Origin of the sequence: Phaeobacter sp. 11ANDIMAR09, assembly GCF_001294455.1 — a bacterium.
Classification (GTDB): Bacteria; Pseudomonadota; Alphaproteobacteria; order Rhodobacterales; family Rhodobacteraceae; genus Pseudophaeobacter.
Window position 1 is genome coordinate 56,262 of sequence record NZ_LIKT01000004.1, and the last position, 17,549, is coordinate 73,810.

At 59.9% G+C, this 17,549-nt stretch carries 18 protein-coding genes; 14 read left to right on the top strand and 4 right to left on the bottom strand.

All coding sequences use genetic code 11. From position 1 onward, the window contains the following. Positions 1–38: 38 nt before the first annotated feature. A complete protein-coding gene (locus AN476_RS04495) occupies positions 39–581 on the bottom strand; it encodes a helix-turn-helix domain-containing protein (RefSeq protein ID WP_054459790.1) in 543 nt (180 codons plus the stop codon). Positions 582–728: 147 nt separating this feature from the next. Here AN476_RS04495 and AN476_RS04500 point away from each other — a divergent pair, with 147 nt between their 5' ends. The 11 genes from AN476_RS04500 to AN476_RS04560 all read left to right on the top strand — a co-directional run bounded on the left by AN476_RS04500 (position 729) and on the right by AN476_RS04560 (position 10,975). After that, positions 729–1,676, top strand: a complete 948-nt coding sequence (locus AN476_RS04500; RefSeq protein WP_054459791.1) for an alpha/beta hydrolase — start codon at positions 729–731, stop codon at positions 1,674–1,676. Between the two features lie 160 nt (positions 1,677–1,836). Continuing rightward, a complete protein-coding gene (locus tag AN476_RS04505) occupies positions 1,837–2,358 on the top strand; it encodes a CoxG family protein (RefSeq protein ID WP_054459792.1) in 522 nt (173 codons plus the stop codon). 197 nt (positions 2,359–2,555) lie between these two features. After that, positions 2,556–3,485 carry an ABC transporter ATP-binding protein gene (locus tag AN476_RS04510; protein ID WP_054459793.1) on the top strand — a complete coding sequence of 310 codons (930 nt, stop codon included), beginning with the start codon at positions 2,556–2,558 and terminating at the stop codon, positions 3,483–3,485. Then, a complete protein-coding gene (locus AN476_RS04515; RefSeq protein ID WP_054459794.1) occupies positions 3,482–4,243 on the top strand; it encodes an ABC transporter permease in 762 nt (253 codons plus the stop codon). The genes AN476_RS04510 and AN476_RS04515 overlap by 4 nt, the downstream gene beginning before the upstream one ends. Positions 4,244–4,428: 185 nt before the next feature. Then, a complete protein-coding gene (locus tag AN476_RS04520) occupies positions 4,429–5,226 on the top strand; it encodes a S49 family peptidase (protein WP_054459972.1) in 798 nt (265 codons plus the stop codon). Between the two features lie 171 nt (positions 5,227–5,397). Continuing rightward, a complete protein-coding gene (locus AN476_RS04530; RefSeq protein WP_054459795.1) occupies positions 5,398–6,357 on the top strand; it encodes a calcium/sodium antiporter in 960 nt (319 codons plus the stop codon). Between the two features lie 41 nt (positions 6,358–6,398). Then, positions 6,399–7,175, top strand: coding sequence for an SDR family oxidoreductase (locus AN476_RS04535; protein WP_054459796.1), 777 nt, complete (start codon positions 6,399–6,401; stop codon positions 7,173–7,175). Positions 7,176–7,611: 436 nt separating this feature from the next. Continuing rightward, positions 7,612–9,420 (top strand): excinuclease ABC subunit UvrC, encoded by a 1,809-nt coding sequence (gene uvrC, locus AN476_RS04545; RefSeq protein WP_054459973.1) that lies wholly within the window; start codon positions 7,612–7,614, stop codon positions 9,418–9,420. Between the two features lie 187 nt (positions 9,421–9,607). Continuing rightward, positions 9,608–10,279: a CDP-diacylglycerol--glycerol-3-phosphate 3-phosphatidyltransferase gene (pgsA, locus tag AN476_RS04550; RefSeq protein WP_054459798.1), complete on the top strand. Its 672-nt coding sequence runs from the start codon at positions 9,608–9,610 to the stop codon at positions 10,277–10,279. Next, entirely contained in the window at positions 10,279–10,524 is a 246-nt protein-coding gene (gene moaD / locus AN476_RS04555) for a molybdopterin converting factor subunit 1 (protein WP_054459799.1), read from the top strand. The genes pgsA and moaD overlap by 1 nt, the downstream gene beginning before the upstream one ends. Before the next feature lie 4 nt (positions 10,525–10,528). Then, on the top strand, positions 10,529–10,975 hold the full coding sequence (locus AN476_RS04560; protein WP_054459800.1) for a molybdenum cofactor biosynthesis protein MoaE: 447 nt from the start codon (positions 10,529–10,531) through the stop codon (positions 10,973–10,975). A 1,216-nt stretch (positions 10,976–12,191) separates the two neighbouring features. Here AN476_RS04560 and AN476_RS04570 read toward each other — a convergent pair. The 3 genes from AN476_RS04570 to ubiA are packed head-to-tail and all read right to left on the bottom strand — an operon-like array spanning position 12,192 to position 15,451. Further along, entirely contained in the window at positions 12,192–12,509 is a 318-nt protein-coding gene (locus AN476_RS04570; protein ID WP_054459802.1) for a hypothetical protein, read from the bottom strand. Beyond that, positions 12,506–14,428 (bottom strand): OmpA family protein, encoded by a 1,923-nt coding sequence (locus AN476_RS04575; protein ID WP_054459803.1) that lies wholly within the window; start codon positions 14,426–14,428, stop codon positions 12,506–12,508. Before AN476_RS04575 ends, AN476_RS04570 begins: the two co-directional genes overlap by 4 nt. A gap of 60 nt (positions 14,429–14,488) precedes the next feature. Continuing rightward, positions 14,489–15,451 carry a 4-hydroxybenzoate octaprenyltransferase gene (gene ubiA, locus AN476_RS04580; protein WP_054459804.1) on the bottom strand — a complete coding sequence of 321 codons (963 nt, stop codon included), beginning with the start codon at positions 15,449–15,451 and terminating at the stop codon, positions 14,489–14,491. 12 nt (positions 15,452–15,463) lie between these two features. Here ubiA and AN476_RS04585 point away from each other — a divergent pair, with 12 nt between their 5' ends. From AN476_RS04585 to AN476_RS04595, 3 genes are all read left to right on the top strand, one after another. Further along, a complete protein-coding gene (locus AN476_RS04585) occupies positions 15,464–16,279 on the top strand; it encodes a 16S rRNA (uracil(1498)-N(3))-methyltransferase (RefSeq protein WP_054459805.1) in 816 nt (271 codons plus the stop codon). After that, positions 16,279–16,932: a hypothetical protein gene (locus AN476_RS04590; protein WP_054459806.1), complete on the top strand. Its 654-nt coding sequence runs from the start codon at positions 16,279–16,281 to the stop codon at positions 16,930–16,932. The genes AN476_RS04585 and AN476_RS04590 overlap by 1 nt, the downstream gene beginning before the upstream one ends. A gap of 64 nt (positions 16,933–16,996) precedes the next feature. Then, a complete protein-coding gene (locus tag AN476_RS04595) occupies positions 16,997–17,524 on the top strand; it encodes a hypothetical protein (protein WP_009809703.1) in 528 nt (175 codons plus the stop codon). Positions 17,525–17,549 lie beyond the last annotated feature (25 nt).

Here is a 17,549-nt window from a genome sequence, read left to right on the forward strand (position 1 = left end):
GCCCCTTTTTTGGTCTCCGTGCTCGCAGAGTTGGCGGGTTAGCCGGTATCGGAAATGGTGCTGCTGTCCGTTTCCGGGCCTAGGTCTGAATTTGTGCTGGGTGCTCGACGGTGCGCCTCTATTACCTTGGAGGCGGCGGTGGTTGCGGGGACCATGAGAACCGTTCTGTGGTTCAGCTCCTGTCCGGAGTCCCTATCGGTCAGCACCGGGCAGACCTTGGCGCCGCTGTCGCGGGTGACAAAGGTAAAGGGGGCGGGCTCTGCGCTGGGCAGATTGTGTTGGGCCCAGTCCTGCATCGCGAGCAGCACCGGAGCAAACTCTTTGCCGGCAGTGGTCAGACGATATTCATGTCTGAGAGGGCGCTCCTGATAGGGGCGGCGTTCCAGAACGCCCATGGTTTCCAGCCGTTTCAGCCGTTCCGCCAGCAAATGCCGGGTCACGCCCAGACGTTTCTGAAACCCATCAAAGCGGCGCACCCCTAGGAAGCACTCCCGTAGGATGAGCAGCGTCCAGCGATCCCCGATCACCCCCATGGCGCGGGCGAGTGGGCAGGTGTCGCCATTGAGATCATGCCATTTCATAGGCTGATTCTTAACATGGATTGACAGAGTTCTCAAATGGAACTGATAATGAGTTCCAAAATAGAACTAACAAATTTGATTCGCAGGAATGCGGATATCACAGCGTCGGATCCCTTGGTTTGGCGCAGCAGATCAGGAGGCCACACAATGGTCATGACATCCCCCGCGCGCCCGGTTGCCGGTTCTCCGGCTGGTCGACCCAGCGCGCCGCAGCCCAAACCCAGACGCAGCCCCAAATGGTTCCAGCTGGTGACGACGCTGCTGAGCCGGGTCAGCCCGTCGCTGGCTTCGCGGTTGTTTGCCTATTTCTTTACCCGCCCCCTGCGGCAGAAACTGCCCCGTCATGAGCGCGACTGGTTGCTGCAGGCCACCGCCCAGCCCGTGCGGCTGAGCACGGGAGAAGAGGTGCCGCTATATGAATGGCGCGGGGCGCAGCCCCCGTTTGGCGTGCGGGATGAAGCGCCCCTGCCAACGATCCTGCTGGTGCATGGTTTTGGCGGGCGGGCCGGCCAGTTGGGGGGCTTTGCCGCGCCGCTAGTTCAGGCGGGATATCGGGTTGTTGCCTTTGATGCTCCGGCACATGGGGCCGCAGCTGGAAACCGCAGCTCATTGCCGGAAATGATGGAAGTTACCCTGGAAATGGCGAGCAGACTTGGCCCTCTGGCCGGGGTGGTGGCGCATTCCAACGGGGCGGCAGCGCTGATTGCGGCGCTCACACAGGGGATGCGGGCAGATCGGGTGGCACTTTTGGCGCCGATGCCGGATCTTGAAACCTACATTGGTCGGTTGGCGGACCAGCTCGGCTTCTCACAGGATGTGACCGCCCGGGCACAGCAGCGGGTCGAGGCGCGCTATGATCTGCCCTTCTCGGCGCTCAAGGCCAGCACCATGACCGACCAGTTGCCGCTGCCCGCGCTGATCCTGCACGACAGACAGGATCGCATCATTCCTGTGCAGGAAGCCGAAGAACTGGCACAGTCCTGGGCCTCGGCGCGGCTGGAGATCACCGAAGGGCTGGGCCACAACCGACTGCTGCGCGATGACAGCGTGATCGCAGCGGTGGTTGCCCATTTTGGCCGTCCAACGCTGCGTTAGGTCATGGCAGGGGAGCTGGTGTCGTTGGCTTGCACCTTGGCAGGAGGGGCATGGGCCGGCTAGGTCTAGGGGAATTTGTTAAATCCACCTGGAAGAGAGGCCGCGGCGCACCGCAAGGTATCCCCGCCCGGCCGCTCACCAGCCCAAAGGAGGCCCCGCCATGAAGATGAGTGACAGCAAAGAAATTGCCGCCCCCCCGGGTGAGGTCTATGCCGCATTGCTAAACCCAGATGTATTGAAGGCCTGTGTGCCTGGCGCGCAGGACGTCACCGGCAGTGTTGATGAAGGCTTTGAAGCCTCTGTGACGCAAAAGGTTGGCCCGGTCAAAGCCACCTTTAAGGGGCAGGTCACCCTGTCCGATCTGATCGAAGGTGAAAAACTCACCATTACCGGCGAGGGCAAGGGCGGCGCCGCCGGTTTTGCCAAGGGCGGCGCCGTTGTCACTCTGGCGGCCTCCGAGATCGGCACTTTGCTGTCCTATGATGTCGAAGCCAAAGTCGGCGGCAAGCTGGCACAACTGGGCAGCCGGATCATTGATGGCTTTGCAAAGAAGATGGCGGATCAGTTCTTTGTCAATCTGCAAACCCATCTGGCCCCTGAAGAGCAAAATGCCGATGACGAAGAGGCGCATGCGGAGGCGGGCGAGAAAACAGGCTGGTTCAAGAAGATCACCGGCAACTGATCCCTGTCCCAGGCTCTCCGTCCCAGGCCGTGCTCCCGTGGCGGTCCTGGCCTGACGGTGCTGGCGAACGGTTTTCGTATCAACTCTGCGCAGATGCACATGCCTCTGCGCATGCCATCTGCCTGTCTCCTACTGGTGGCTGAGATCAGCGCTGGTTAGGGTGCGGGAAATAATGTTTTTAGATCAACGGAGGTCCCATGGCGGCGATCCTATCCATTTCCGATCTGCGCAAATCCTATGAGGGCGGCTTTGAGGCTCTCAAAGGTGTGTCGCTGGATATCGATGAAGGTGAGATCCTGGCGTTGCTTGGACCCAATGGGGCCGGAAAGACCACTCTGATTTCAACGGTTTGCGGTATCATCACCCCGACATCGGGTTCGGTGAAGGTTGGCGGCCACTGTATCCTGGAGGATTTTCGCGCGGCCCGTTCGCTGATTGGGCTGGTGCCGCAGGAGATCAACCTGGAACCTTTTGAAAAGGTGATCAACTCGGTCCGGTTTTCGCGTGGGCTGTTTGGCAAACCCCGCAACGAGCCGCTGATCGAAGAGATCCTGCGGAAGCTGTCGCTCTGGGATAAGCGCAACAGCCAGATCAAGGAGCTTTCGGGCGGTATGAAGCGCCGGGTGCTGATCGCCAAGGCGCTGGCGCATGAGCCACGGGTGCTGTTTCTGGATGAGCCCACCGCAGGTGTGGATGTCGAGCTACGCAAGGATATGTGGGATGTGGTTCAGGAGCTGAAAGACGGCGGCGTCACCATCATTTTGACCACCCATTACATCGAAGAGGCCGAGGCCATTGCCGATCGTGTTGGGGTGATTGCCGATGGGCAGATCCTGTTGGTCAAAGACAAAGACGACCTGATGGCGCAGCTGGGGCAAAAGCAGCTATGCGTGCATCTATCAGCGCCCATTGCAGAGGTGCCTGTCGGTCTAGCTGCCCATAATCTGGAGCTGAACGAGCCGGGAGATGCTTTGATCTATACCTATGACACCAAGGCCGAGCGCACCGGCATTACTGCGCTGCTGAACGATGTTGCGGCTGCCGGATTGGTCCTGGCAGATGTCTCCACGCGGCAATCCAGCCTGGAAGATATTTTTGTTGGCCTTGTTTCAGGAGAGAGCTCATGAACTGGACTGCGATCTGGTCAATCTATCGTTTTGAAATGGCGCGGTTCTTTCGCACCCTGTTTCAAAGCTTCCTGTCACCTGTCTTGTCGACCTCGCTGTATTTTGTGGTCTTTGGCGCTGCCATTGGCAGCCGCATTGATCAGGTGGATGGCATCGACTACGGCGCCTTTATTGTGCCGGGGCTGATCATGCTCAGCGTGATGACGCAGAGTATTTCCAATGCCTCCTTTGGGATCTACTTCCCCAAATTCATCGGCACCATCTACGAGCTCTTGTCGGCTCCGGTAAACTTTCTCGAGATCGTATTGGGCTATGTCGGGGCCGCGGCGACCAAGGCCCTGTTTATCGGCGTTGTCATCCTGGGCACCTCAACCCTGTTTGTGGACATCACCATAGCCCATCCTTTTGCCATGGTTCTGTTCCTGGTGCTGACCTGTCTCAGCTTTGCGCTGATGGGGTTTATCATCGGCATTTGGGCCAAGAATTTTGAGCAGTTGCAACTGGTTCCGTTGCTGATCGTGACACCGCTGGTGTTCCTGGGCGGCTCGTTCTACTCGATCTCCATGCTGCCACCGATCTGGCAGAAGATCACCCTGTTCAACCCGGTAGTCTATCTGATATCCGGCTTCCGTTGGTCCTTCTTTGGCGCCTCGGATGTGCCGGTGGCCACCAGCCTCATGGCGATTGGTTTCTTTACGGCGCTTTGTCTTGCGGTGATCTGGTGGATCTTCAAAACCGGCTGGCGCATCCGCTCGTGAGCTCACAGCCCGGCTGATCTGAGCGGAGCGCACAATCCTCCGCTCAGGCCGATATGCGCTCAAAACCTCCCGGCGGGCGCTGGGAGCGTTGCAAATATACACGTTGACCTTTGGTTTTTGGCCTCAACGGAATTTGTAGTGGCCCTTCCCTTGTTTCACCCCTCACGGCCATCTACATCGGCGCCATGATGCTGCGCTTACCCTTTGTGAAAAAACCGCCCCTCGTTTCTGTTGTGCGCCTTTCGGGAGCCATTGGCATGTCCGGGCGTGGTGCTCTGAATGATGCCACTCTGGCCCCGGTGCTAGAGGCTGCTTTTCGCAAGGGCAAACCCGATGCGGTTGCGCTGGAGATCAACTCTCCGGGGGGATCGCCGGTGCAAAGCTCGCTAATTGGCGCCCGTATCCAGCGCCTGGCCCAGGAAAAGGACATTCCTGTGATTGCCTTTGTCGAGGATGTCGCGGCTTCGGGGGGCTATTGGCTGGCGGTGTCGGCGGATGAGATCTGGGCCGATGCCAGCTCCATTGTGGGCTCTATCGGCGTGATCTCGGCGGGCTTTGGCGCCCAGGACCTGCTCAGCCGTCATGGGGTTGAGCGCCGGGTCTATACGGCCGGGGAAAGCAAATCCATGCTGGACCCGTTTCAGGCCGAAGATCCCGAGGATGTCACGCGGCTGAAAGGCCTGCTCGGCGATATCCACGAGAATTTCATTACCCACGTGACCGAGCGGCGCGGTGATAAGCTCGATGGCAGTCACAAGCTGTTCACTGGCGAAATCTGGCTGGCCAAACGGGCGATTGAGCTGGGGCTGATCGATGGCATCGGCCATATCAAGCCAATTTTGCAGGCCCGCTTTGGCGACAAGGTAAAGCTGCGCCGCTACGGCATCAAGAAACCCTTCCTCAGCCGGTTTGGAGTGGAACTGGCCAGGGATGTCGCGTCTGGCATCGAGGAGCGCGCTGCCTTTGCGCGTTTTGGGCTCTGAAGTGATTTTTAAGATCGTCACCCTATTTCTGGTGGTCATAGCGGTGCTGGCTATGTTTGGAAAGTTTACCTTTCCCGGACAAAAACGCCTGCAATCCGCGCGCTGCCCCTCTTGTGGGCGGTTCAAGATTGGCAAAAGCCCCTGCGGGTGCAAGTTAAAAGGACCGCGCAAATGATGCCGTGGCTGCTTTGTGGTTTGGGTCTGGTGATCCTGCTTTTGGCCGGCGACGCGCTGGTGCGTGGCGCTGTGAACCTGTCGCTGCGTCTTGGCGTGCCTGCGCTTATTGTCAGCCTGACCATCGTGGCCTTTGGCACCTCGGCGCCTGAGCTGCTGATTGCGGTCAATGCAGTGGCCGACAATGCCGACGGCATTGCCCTGGGCAACGTGGTGGGGTCAAACACCGCCAATATTCTGATGGTGCTGGGCATTCCGGCGATCATTGCAACGCTGCACACCAGCCATTGCAACAGCCGCAAAAGCTATGTGCTGATGTTGATGGCCACAGTGCTGTTTATTGGGCTGGCCATGTGTGGCACCCTGACGATCTGGTCTGGCCTGATCCTGCTGACCGCCCTGGCGCTGTTTTTGGCAGATGCCTTTCGCGATGCACGGACCCACCGCAAAAACTGCTGTGGCGATGAAGAAGAGGACGAGGTGCTGGAGGGGTTGGAAGAGGCCGATCCCAGCATGCCGGTCTGGAAGATTGGTATCTATCTGGGGCTTGGCCTGATTGGCCTGCCCTTGGGGGCGGATTTGTTGGTGGATAATGCCACCATCATTGCCCGGATGTATGACGTTAGCGAGCCGATCATTGGCCTGACACTGGTGGCCATCGGCACCTCGCTGCCGGAATTGGCCACCACGGTGATGGCGACCCTGCGCAAACAGGCAGATGTGGCCCTGGGCAATGTCATCGGCTCCAATATGTTCAACCTGCTGGCCATCATGGGCATTGCGACCCTGATCGGTCCAATCACCGTTGACCCCGAATTCCTGCGCTTTGATCTCTGGGTGATGCTGGGGGCTTCGCTGTTGATCTTCCCATTTGTGTTCCTGAAAAAGGACATCACCCGGCTCTGGGGGCTGGGGCTGGCAGGGCTTTACATCGGATATCTGCTGGTGCTCTTTTGACCACAGCCGCTGCGCTGCGACAGGGATAAAGGAGCCATTTGATGCGAGCATTGGTAACAGGGGCAGGCAAGCGGCTTGGCCGGGCCATGGCGCTCAAACTGGCGGCTGACGGCTATGATGTTGCGGTGCACTACGACCAATCCAGCGCCGCCGCCGAAGAGGTCGCACAGGAGATCCGTGCCCTAGGGCGGCAGGCCATCACCCTGCAGGCGGATCTGCTTTCGCCCAAAGCATGCCGTGACCTGCTGCCACGGGCGGTGGCTGGTCTGGGCGGCGTCATCACTTGCCTGGTGAACAATGCGTCCATCTTTGAGTCGGACCAGCTGGACAGCGCCACCACGACAAGCTGGGATCGGGCATTTGACAGCAATCTTCGAGCTCCATTTCTGCTGACGCAAGCCATGGCAGCGCAACAGGTTGCGCTGACGCAGGATCGGGCGGGGGAGCCAGAGGCCTGGGGGGTGGTGGTCAATATGATTGATCAGCGTGTCCGCAATCTGAGCCCGGACTTCATGAGCTATACCCTGGCCAAATCAGCGCTCTGGACATTGACGCAGACCGCAGCTCAGGCCTTGGCTCCGAAAATTCGCGTCAATGCGATCGGGCCGGGACCAACGCTGGCCAATGCTCATCAAAGCCGGGATGAATTCGCCCGACAGCGGGCCGCTACCATTTTGCAGCGCGGTGTGAATCCCTCGGATATCACGGCGGCACTGGGCTACCTTTTGACCGCGCGGGCCGTCACCGGGCAGTTAATCTGCGTTGATAGCGGTGAGCATCTTGGCTGGACTTCCCAAGAGGCTTTGGACCAGGATTGATCCCTGGCCGAGTGACCCAAGGGAAAGTTTTGCACCTTTTTCGCGAGGGTCACAGATCCGTTACAAAAGAGTCTTTGTTTTCAAAAACTTGACAGCTTTGAAAAATATTACCCCTATTTTCAATGACTTACATATGTGCTTAAAATTTAAGCAATCGTAAATTTTCCGCGTGAAATAAGGGAAAAACGCGGATAGCCCGAAGATATCTTCAGGTTTATCCACAGGGGTGGTGGATTTGTTCAGGGCTTGCACAGGTGGCTCAGTCATTGCAGCCGGGCGCGGGGAATCATATCACTGTTGCATGACAGATCAGACGCCAGACCACAGCTCAGACCATGCGCCAGATCAGGTTGCTCACGCGGCACCTGACCAGCCTACGGCTGCGCCCGCCGACCCAGAAGCGCCAGGCCGCGGATACGGGGTGATCCAGGGCTATATGAAAACGCTGGATGCCTCGCCGGGAGTCTATCGGATGCTCGATAGCGAAAGCCGGGTGCTCTATGTCGGCAAGGCGCGCAATCTGCGGGCGCGCGTGTCGAACTACACCCGGCCCGGCAATTCGCCCCGGATAGAGCGGATGATTGCGCTGACCACGCGGATGATGTTCCTCACCACCCGGACCGAAACCGAGGCGTTGCTGCTGGAGCAAAACCTGATCAAGCAGCTGAAACCCAAATACAATGTGCTGCTGCGCGATGACAAAAGCTTTCCGAGCATTCTGGTGGCCAAGGATCATGCCTTTGCCCAGCTGAAAAAACACCGCGGCGCACGCAAGCAAAAGGGCAGCTATTTTGGCCCCTTTGCCGGGGCCGGGGCGGTGAACCGGACCTTGAACCAGCTGCAAAAGGCATTTTTGTTGCGGGACTGTTCCAATGCCATGTTTGAAAGCCGCACCCGCCCCTGCCTGCAGTATCAGATCAAACGCTGTTCGGCGCCCTGCACCGGTGAGATCTCGGAAGCGGACTACAATCTTTCGGTGCGGGATGCCGAACGTTTTCTGGCCGGGCGCTCCACCAAGATCCAAGAGGAGCTGGCGGCCGAGATGATGAAGGCCTCAGAGGCGATGGAGTTTGAACGGGCTGCAGCCCTGCGTGACCGGATCAAGGCGCTGACCCAGGTGCAATCGGTTCAGGGCATCAACCCGCGCGGTGTGGCTGAGGCCGATATCATCGGGCTTCATATGGAGAGCGGTCAGGCCTGCGTTCAGGTCTTCTTTATCCGCGCCAATCAGAACTGGGGCAATCAGGATTTCTACCCCCGCGTGGATGCAGATATGAGTCCCGCCGAGGTGATGGAAGCCTTTCTGGGCCAATTCTACGACAATAAGGAACCGCCCCGGCAGTTGATCCTGTCGGATGCGATTGAAAACACCGATCTGATGGAAGAGGCGCTGAGCAGCAAGGCCGAGCGCAAGGTGGAAATTCTGGTGCCGCTGCGCGGCGAAAAGACCGAGCTGGTTGCAGGGGCGGTGCGCAATGCCCGGGAAAGCCTGGCGCGGCGCATGGCGGAAAGCGCGACACAGAATAAGCTGCTCAAAGGTCTGGCCGAGGCCTTTGGCCTCAACGGCCCGCCCCAGCGGATTGAGGTCTACGACAACTCGCATATCCAGGGCACCAATGCGGTGGGTGGCATGATCGTGGCCGGCCCCGACGGGTTCATGAAGAATGCCTATCGCAAGTTCAACATCAAGGGCGATGACCTGGTGCCAGGCGATGACTTTGGCATGATGAAAGAGGTGCTGAACCGACGCTTTTCCCGGCTGAAAAAGGAAGACCCGGATCGCGACAAAGGGCATTGGCCTGATTTGCTGTTGATTGACGGCGGCGCCGGCCAGGTCTCGGCGGTAGCGGAAATCATGGCGGAGCATGGCGTGGAGGACATTCCCATGGTGGGCGTGGCCAAGGGGGTGGACCGCGATCACGGCAAGGAAGAGTTCCACCGGCTTGGGGAAAAGGCCTTTGCCCTGCAGCGCAATGATCCGGTGCTGTATTTTGTGCAGCGCCTGCGGGATGAAGCACACCGTTTTGCCATCGGCACCCATCGCGCCAAACGCGCCAAGGCGGTGGGGGCAACACCTTTGGATGATGTTCCGGGCGTCGGGGCTGGGCGCAAACGCGCTCTGCTCAGGCATTTTGGCAGCGCCAAGGCGGTGAGCCGTGCGGATTTGCTGGACCTGAAGGCAGTGGATGGGATTTCAAGCGCCCTGGCAGAGACCATTTACGATTTCTTCCACGACAAGGGGTGAGCCCGCTGCTGGCAGGGCTGCCGGGCAGGCGGAGATGGAAGGGCGCTGCTCCGACAGCGCTGCGCCGTTGTTTTTATTGCGGATGGCCATTCAGATCCTGGAAAACCCAGAGCCCTGACGGAAATGGGAAAAGGAAAGTGCCTAATGCGGCTTTTATGTTCGCGGGGTGCATTGTAGGGTCCGGCCTATGAAGTGGACTTTGCCCAATATCCTGACTGTGGTGCGCCTGCTGGCGGCACCGGGTCTCGCCGTTATGTTTCTGTATTTTCCGCGCCCTCTGGCGGATTGGTATGCGCTGATCCTGTTTGTCGGCGCCGCAATCACCGATTGGTTTGATGGCTATCTGGCGCGGGCCTGGAAGCAGGAAACCAAGATGGGCGCCATGCTGGATCCCATTGCCGACAAGGCCATGGTGGTGATCGCGCTGATGATCCTGGTGGGCTATGCTGCGGAACATTGGACGCCCTGGCTGGTGCTGCCGGCGACGATGATCCTGCTCCGCGAGGTTTTTGTCTCGGGTCTGCGTGAATTTCTGGGCGATACGGCGGGCACGCTGAAAGTGACTAATCTGGCCAAATGGAAGACCACGGCGCAGATGGTGGCCATTGCCACGTTGTTTTCCCAGGGGATCTTTGAACACTTCCTGGTGATGTCTTCTTTTGGCATGGATGATCAGATCTATACTCAGATCATCGCCGGGGAGATGGAGGATCTCTTTGGTCTGCGTTGGAAAGAGGCAGGCATGATCTGGTCGGGTCGGATCGGTTTGGTGCTGTTGTGGATCGCCGCTGCGCTGACCCTGATCACCGGGGCGGATTATATGCGCAAGGCGCTGCCGCACCTGAAGGAGAACAACTGATGGATGTCGTCTATTTTGCCTGGGTGCGCGAACGCATCGGTGTGCCACGCGAACAGGTTGAGAGCGAGGCCGCGACGGTGACGGATCTGGTCGCGGAGCTCTCGGCGCGTGAAGAGCGCTATGCGGCAGCCTTTTCCGATCTGTCGTCTCTGCGGGTGGCGCTGGATCAGGAGTTGTCAGATTTTGAAGCACCGCTGGCAGGCGTGCGCGAAGTGGCGTTTTTCCCGCCGATGACCGGGGGCTGAACCGATGCAGGTGCGGGTGCAGCAAGAGGGCTTTGATCTGGGGGCTGAAAGCGATGGCTTCGCCGCCAGGGTCTCAGGCGTCGGCGCGATTGTGACCTTTACCGGTGTGGTGCGCGATGCCGATGCAGGCGGGCTGGTGGCAATGGAGATCGAACACTATCCGGCGATGACACAAAAGGCGCTGGAGGCGATCGCCGCAGAGGCCCGGGCGCGCTGGTCGCTGGCGGATGCGCTGGTGATCCACCGATATGGGCGTCTGGCGCCGGGCGAGCGGATCATGATGGTGGCCACTGCCGCGCGTCACCGCAAACATGCCTTTGAGGCGGCGGAATATCTGATGGACTACCTGAAATCACGTGCGCCTTTCTGGAAGAAAGAAATCCTCACTGATGGCCGCGCCGGATGGGTGGATGCCAAGGCAGATGACGAGGACGCCTTGAGCCGCTGGTAGATGGCGGCAGGTACGGGATTTTATCCCGACCTGACATCCGGCAACAGGGGGGGCTCCCGCCTGTTCCGGCGACATTCAAAGAATGTGCCTGCATAGTTGGGCCCGGCTCAGCGCCTTGCGCTGAGCCTCGGGTGTCGCGCCGCCCGGGAACTGACCAGGGCCCCGCTTGCGTTCTGCGGGGCGGGGGAGGAGATTTCCTCTGCTCGAGCAGTGCGGCGAACAGGGGGGATGGGGCAGACTTGCCTATCGCCTCGGGAGCGGCGATGCTGTTCCGTACGGATAGAGACTAGGCGGGAAAGAAATGCGGATCAAACCGGTAAGACTGCTGGATCCGGTATTGTTACTGTCAGACAGGCTAAAAGCTCTCTTGCTTGCATCTGCCGTTCTGATACTCGCCGGGTTTCTTCAACCGCTTTATGGCCCGGACAGGTTCGATGTGATCAGTGTCATCGTCTTTGCAGTTTGGCTTGCCCCCGCAGTCCCCTTGATCTGTTTTTCCCTGCGGGCCATGATGACATCCCCACTTTCGCAGGTTTGGGCCTTGATCTTGACAGTCGCGGCCCTTTGCATTGGGCTTTGCCTCACCCTGTTAGGGAGCGCTTTTGCGCCGCCAGGGTCGGCGCTCATTTCGGCTGTGCAGGGCTGTGGTTTGACGCTGGCTGTCAGTGCCAGCCTGCTGAGCCTTGCGCCGGAGGCACCGGGGGGAAGGCGTACCTGGCCAGTTGTCTCCGGACTAGTACTGGCGAGCCTTCTGGCGCTTTGGTCCCTGCTTTGTGTTCCTGTGGTACTGATCCAAGCAGAGCGGGCAGCGGCAGGAGCGCCCTATTGCATTACCCAACACGGGCCTTCGCGACGTGTTGAAGGGTTTTGGGACCTGCGCGGTTTTTCCCTTTACACTCGGGACTCTGGATACAAGGACAACTCCGGTTGGTACTTCCACGGCCTTCTTATGGTGGAGGGAGCAGAGGGGCGGAGCTATTTTAACTGGTCCCCGCGAAACATGCGTTTTGACCGGATCCCTCATCCCGAGCGGTTTATTGCGCCTCTGCGGAACCTGTGCAGGCCAGAGCTTGCCTGAAACTGCAACGTGGCTGTAAGGCGGTGCAGCAGCGCGCGCAGCGCGCTGCCGGGCCCAAGGCCTGTCGGGATGGCTCTGCCATACTGAGGGCGCGGGAGCCCCCCTTTGATCGCGTTCAAGGGTCCAGGCGGGGCGGGTCTATTCCTGATGAAGATGGCTGCGCAGCTCTTCTGCCTCGCGGCGAGCATCGCGCAGCCCGTCCATGGCGGCGCGCAGTTCGGCTTCGGTCTGGGTCAGCTGATTGCTCAGCTCTGCCTCGCGTTGCTGAAGATAGGTGATGGCCTGATCCCGGGTCTCTTCCGCCTCGTGCAACTCTTGGCTCATGCGGTCCAGATCGGCCACATCGCTTTGCCGGACACGGGTAAAGCGATGCACCAGCCAGTTGGCAAACCATCCCATGGCAAAGGCCGCAAACAGGATGATGGCGGTGGTGAGGATGAACTCGGTTCTGTTCATTGTCCGGATGTCTCCTGTTCGGTGCTGTTGGGGGCCTCTGCCTGCGCCGCCTCCTCGGTTGGGGCGGTGGCAGCGGCATCAAGGGTGCTTTCCCCCTCAGAGGTGGTTTCGGGCAGGATCAGGCGGAACTCGATCCGCCTGTTGGCCTCGCGGCCTTCTTCGCTGTCATTGGAGGCAATCGGCTGGCTTTCACCATAGCCTATGGCGATAAAGGCGGCGGTGCGAATGCGGCGGGCACGCAGCTCGTTCAGGATGGACTGCGCCCGTGACTGGCTGAGAGCCTGGTTCATGCCTTCGCGCCCCTGACTGTCGGTATGGCCTTGAATTTCCAGCCGGATGGGGCCGCATTTCTCCAGAATTCCGGCAATGTGATCCAGCACGGCGCGGCTGCCACCTGCAACAGTGGCAGAGCCGGGCTCAAAGCTGATCTTGCCGGAATTCGCCTGGGCGCTGGCCAATTGGGCGGCACAGAGCTCAGCGCTCAGCGGCTGATCCTTGGGGGCTGGAGGCTCCTCATAGGTTACAGCCAGCTCATAGCTTTCCGCCTCGCCCAGCTTGGCGGCGAGAAAGCCGGAGACCTGCGCCAGGGTGTCTTCCTGGTGGCTCATTCCCCGCAGTTGCAGGTTGTCTGGCGTCACGGTGACCGATCCACGGTTCAGATGCGACAGGGCCTCGAGACCGGCCAGAACCCGCACCGGCCAATCGGCGGGCAGGTCTGCGACCACGCGAGTGGCCGTATGCACCTGATCGGCGCCAAACCGCGCCTTGGCATAGCTGCTGGCGATATCGCGCGACATTGCATCATTGATCCGGCCGCGCAGCTGAACCTGACCTTCGGGGCTAAGCGTGGCGGTGAATTCGGGCGGGCCTGCGACGCTGTCACTGCTGGGCATAGGCAGCACTGCATGCAGAGCAAAGACCTCGGGCAGGGCGTTTTCCAGCTCACCCACAACCTTGTCGAACAAATCGGGCGGCGTGTCTTCGGCGGCAACCAGCGTGATATCGGCATTGGCGATGGTCACAGTGCCCTGACCCAGCGCCGCAAGGCTGGCAATGCTGAGCGCGCTGGCCCGCGACCAATTGGGTGAGGGAACGCCCATGCCGATGACACAGTCCACCTGACCTTCGAGACCGGCAGCACGGGCGGCCCCCAGGATCGTAGCGCGGCTTTCAGCGCTTTCGGCCGAACAGGCATCAAATCGGGCTCCGCCTTCGCCAATCAAAAAGCGCAGAGTGAAGGGGCTGATCACCGGTCGCGCCGCGGTAATGTCCAGGACCAGATGCAGCTCAGGCGGCGCCATGCGGGTCAGCTGACTTTGCAACTGGCTCTTGGCGACCGCCGAATCCGCCATCGTGGTGATCTTGACGGTATCGGCATCCACCGAAATCTTGGCCCGGGGCAACAGCTCCAGTGCCGAGATGGCATAGCGCAGCGCCGTGGACCAGCCCTGTGGCTCTGGATAGCGCGCGGTTTCCAGCAGATCAGCCACCTGTCCCGCCTCGCTCATATTGTTGAGCTGCTTGACGAGGTCTGCACGCGAAGAGCTGTCCGGGATCAGGCCAATGATCGAGATGCCACTGTGGTTGCGCAGGATTTCGGCGGAGAAGCGGGGCGGCGCGATGCCCTTGGACGGCGGCACCGTCATTGCGTCAATCACCCGGGTTGCATCCACCACCCCCCCGGCCAGCGACAGAGCGGCAAAGCGGGTGGCCTCATCCGGGGCGGTGCCCTCCAGCGTCACTTGCAGCCCGTCAGAGGTTACTTCGGCCCAGCCCATGCCGCCCTCGTCCAGGGCCCGGCGCAGGGCGCTCTCGCTGTTTTGCTCTACCGCTGTCACAGCAAAGCTGGCCGCAACCAGGCTGATGCCGGCTGCCGCTGCAAAGGTCAGGGTAGGGATCAAAAGCGATGACAGGCGCATAAAGGGGCTATTCCTTGGAAAAACTGCGTCTTGTGTATAGATCCCGGCGCGGTGTTTCAATCAAAGGAAGGCGGCCAAAACGAAGAAAATAAGCGGAATCAAGCCGGTATCCCGGTTGAGTCGAAACAGCTGCAACAGGCGCTGATTGTTCTCGGCGTCAAAAATCCGCAATTGCCAGGTCATATGCCATCCCATGGCCCAGGGACCAACCAGCGCCAGGCCCAGGGCCCAGTAGTTGTCATTGAGATCGAGCGCCAGAATAATGGCAAAGGCCATCAGGCTGACAGTGCCGACGATAAAGCGACGCAGCCAGGTCGGGGTATTGCTGCCAAACAGCCGGGCGGTGGATTTCACCCCGATCAGGGCGTCATCTTCGGTGTCCTGGTGGGCATAGATGGTGTCATAAAACAGCGTCCAGCTGATGCCGGCAAAATACAGGAACACCGCAGGCCAGTGCAGGGCGCCGGCATGGGCCGTCCAGGCCCACAGTGCCCCCCAGTTAAAGGCGAGCCCTAGAAACACCTGCGGCCACCAGGTGAACCGCTTGGCAAAGGGGTAGATGGCCACCGGAAACAGCGCCAGAATCCCCATCGAGATCGCCATGGGGTTAAAGGTCAGCAGGATGCCAAAGGAAATCAGCGCCTGCAGCACCATCCAGATGACCGCGCCTTTGACTGTGACCTGTCCTGATGGAATGGGGCGTGAGCGGGTGCGCTCAACGGCGCCATCAAAGTTGCGGTCGGTAATGTCGTTCCAGGTACAGCCCGCGCCGCGCATCAACCAGGCGCCCAGGGCGCAGGCAATGGCAATCCAGGCGTCTTCCCAGCGTGGGCTTCCATCCCAGAGCACCGCCAGCGCCAGCCCCCACCAACAGGGGATCAACAGCAGCCAGGTGCCAATGGGACGGTCCGCCCGGCTGAGGCGCAGATAGGGGCGACTCCATTCTGGTGCATATTGATCAACCCAGTTGTCTTTGACCGCATCTGCGACCTGCCCATCTGGTTTTGGCGCGTCACCTTGCATATGTAGGGCCTCATGAGTGCAAAAATCAGACTGTATGTAGATCACCCCTTGGGTGCAGGGCAATCCATTCCTCTGGAGAAGGAGCAGGCGCATTACCTCTTTGGGGTGATGCGGCAGCGTCTGGGCGGTGCGGTAGCGCTGTTCAACGGGCGCGACGGCGAATGGCAGGCCGAAGTGACCGAGGCAGGCAAGCGCGGCGGCACCCTGACCTGTGTCACGCAAAGCAAGCCCTTGCAGATGCCGCCGGATTTGTGGCTGATCTTTGCGCCGATCAAAAAGGCCCGCACGGATTTCATCGTGGAGAAAGCCGCCGAGATGGGCGCCGCCCGCATTCTGCCCGTCGGCACCGAGTACACCAATTCCGAACGCATCCGGCAGGACCGGCTGCAGGCCCATGCCGTCGAGGCGGCTGAGCAATGCGGTGGCACCTATGTGCCCGAGGTCTGTGATTTGCAAAAACTCTCGCAGCTCTTGGATCACTGGCCCGCCGAGCGCCAGTTGATGTTTTGCGACGAAGCAGAAGTGGGCCAGCGGTTATTTCTGGACATCGCACAGGGAAGCGCCGGTCCCGAGGGAGGGCGTGAAACGCCCGCCCTGGGGGGCGGGACCGGCGCTGATCGGTCCGCAGGCGAACCGGTCGGCAAGCTATCATTGCAGCCTTGGGCAATCCTCATCGGCCCTGAAGGCGGTTTTTCCGACAAGGAGCGCAAACGCCTGCACGCCATGGCGCAGGCCCATGTGGTCAGCCTGGGCCCGCGTATTCTGCGTGCCGATACGGCGGCTGTGGCGGCCATGACCCTTTGGCAGCAAACACTCGGGGATTGGTAATGCAGGCTCCGCGCCGGGAATTACACCTGTTCTTTGCGGCTGAGAACGACAGGGCCGTAATCCTGTATCGGGCCAACTCCAGCCTTTACCGGTTGATTTCCTGGCGCACGATAGGGGATCATTTTGAACCAGGGCAGTGGCTAAAGACGGGGGTATACGAGACAAGCTGCGGTCTTTCACCAGACGGCGAGTTTTTTGTCTATGGGGCAAAGCTCAGGGGGTCTTCTTTTCACTATACTGCCCTAAGCCGCGTTCCTTACTTCACAGCGCTTGAGTTTCACGGTGACCTAACTATCGCTTCCGTTGGCGGGTACTTCCTCGATAAAGGAACGGTAACATTTAAGCACACAATCAATGAAGAGCGGCACAGCAGACTGAGCTGTGGTCTGAGCGTGAACAGTGCTCGTAAAAACTGGTGGCATAGCATGAACAATAGAGCAGCGGGTATTTCCTATGAAGACGGAGTTTCCCAGCGCGCCTCTGTTCAAGTCAAACGCGGCAAAATACCGGATCTTTTGGAATGCTATCACTGCGACGGAGCGAAACTCTATCGTAAAACGGCCAAGGGCCTTGAACTGTTGCTTGACTGTTCCGACATGGAGTTTGAGCCGATCCAAGCACCCTATGAGGGCGTGACAAAGGCTCGACCTTGAATTTTGGCCCGCCCTTAACAATGGGAGGGGCCAAACTGGGAAAGAGCGAACTGGGAGAAAGATCATGAGCTTCATTCGTCCCGAGGCCCGTGTTGCCATCTGGCGTTGGCGCGAGCTGATTGTTGCGGCGCTCATGCTGCTGGTGGGGCTGAAATGGGCTTTTACCTCTTTTGGCGTGACGGCGGCCACCGGCTGGGCTCTGGTGGTGGTGGGGCTGGTCATCGCCGTGATTGGCGCCCAGCGACTGCGCTTTCGCCTCGGAGCGGGTGGTCCCGGCGTGGTACAGGTGGATGAGGGGCAGATTGCCTATTTTGGCCCGCTCACCGGCGGCGCGGTGGCGGCGTCTGAGTTGCAATGCCTGCGGCTGGATCACACTGCCAAGCCGCCGCACTGGGTTCTTGAGCAGGACGGTCAGCCTGCCCTGGCCATTCCGGTCAATGCGGCCGGGAACGAGGCGCTGTTTGATGTCTTTGCCGCCCTGCCAGGGCTCAAGACCGAGCGGATGCTGAGCGAGCTACGACGCCAGGGACCTCACCAGGTCGTGATTTGGGAACGCAGTCCAAGTCGCCCTCCGCTGCACAGGTTGCATTGACACTGGGAACGATTCCGCTCACCAC